Here is a 1,196-nt window from a genome sequence, read left to right as displayed (position 1 = left end):
CACCTGAGTTCTGGGGCAAGGGCTATGTCACCGAGGCAGCCGAAGCGTGGCTGGCCTACGGCTTCGAGACGCTTGGCCTCGATGAAATCGTGTCATTCGCCGTCGCGGCCAACCGCCGCTCCACCGCCGTCATGCAACGCCTCGGCATGAGCGCGGATCCGTCCGGCGATTTCGACCACCCCAGCATTCCCGACAGCCATCCCGCGCTCAAGCGCCATGTCCTGTACAGACTGTCGCGCCAAGACTGGCAGGCAAGAAAAAGGGCGGCCCGCTAGCCGCCCTTTCCATTCAAGATGAGGATTTTTTCGCCGCATCTTCCGGATCTCAGTCCATCCGGATCGTCACGAACCTGAGCTCGCCGGTCTTCGAGGCCAGCATCAAGAGCGCATTCTTGCGCCCCTGTTCCTTCAAGGCGCCGATCCGGTCCATGACGTCCTTGGGCGTGGCGACCGATTCCTGCGCGATCTCGGTGATCACCTCGCCGGGCTGGATGCCGCGTTCGGCGGCGGCCGAGTCCTTGGTGACGTCGGTGATGACGACGCCCGAAACATCGGCCGCAATGCTGAACTTCTTGCGTGTCTCGTCGTTCAGTTCGCCGACCGTCATGCCGAGCACCGAAGCAGTGGAAACGGCCGGAGCCTTGTCGCCCTTGTCCTGATCGGTGTTGCTGCCCTCCTCACTGCTGGCGAGCTTCTCGCCATCCTCGAGCCGGCCGAGCGTCACTTTCACGGTCTGCTCGACACCCTTGCGCACGATGAGCACATCGACCGCCTTGCCAACCGGGCTTTCGGCGACGACGCGCGGCAGATCGCGCATCTCATGGATGTCCTTGCCGTCGAACTTGATGACGACGTCGCCCGCTTGGATGGTGCCATTGTCGACCGGGCCACCCTTGATCACGCCGGCGACCAGCGCGCCCCTGGCGGTCGCCATGCCGAGGCTTTCGGCGATGTCGTCGGTCACCGGCTGGATGCGCACGCCCAGCCAGCCGCGCCGCGTCTCGCCGAACTGGCGCAACTGGTCGACGACGCCGGACGCGAGCTGGGCGGGGATGGAAAAGCCGATGCCGATCGAACCGCCGGAAGGCGAAATGATCGCCGTGTTGATGCCGATGACTTCGCCGGCGCTGTTGAACAGCGGTCCGCCGGAATTGCCGCGGTTGATCGCGGCATCGGTCTGGATGAAGTCATCATAGG

At 64.4% G+C, this 1,196-nt stretch carries 2 protein-coding genes; one reads left to right on the top strand and one right to left on the bottom strand.

Features of this window, described 5'->3' with window-relative positions; translation table 11 throughout:
• On the top strand, positions 1-275 hold a 275-nt coding region (locus EN939_RS34955), incomplete at its 5' end, for a GNAT family N-acetyltransferase (protein ID WP_164751546.1).
• A 49-nt stretch (positions 276-324) separates the two neighbouring features.
• Here EN939_RS34955 and EN939_RS34950 read toward each other — a convergent pair.
• Positions 325-1,196 (bottom strand): PDZ domain-containing protein (locus tag EN939_RS34950; protein ID WP_127271919.1); only part of this gene is annotated, 872 nt, incomplete at its 5' end.

Source organism: Mesorhizobium sp. M7A.F.Ca.CA.002.05.1.1, assembly GCF_003998335.1.
Lineage (GTDB): Bacteria > Pseudomonadota > Alphaproteobacteria > Rhizobiales > Rhizobiaceae > Mesorhizobium.
Note: the sequence above shows the minus strand (reverse complement) of the source record. Positions and strands in the feature narration are given on the sequence as shown.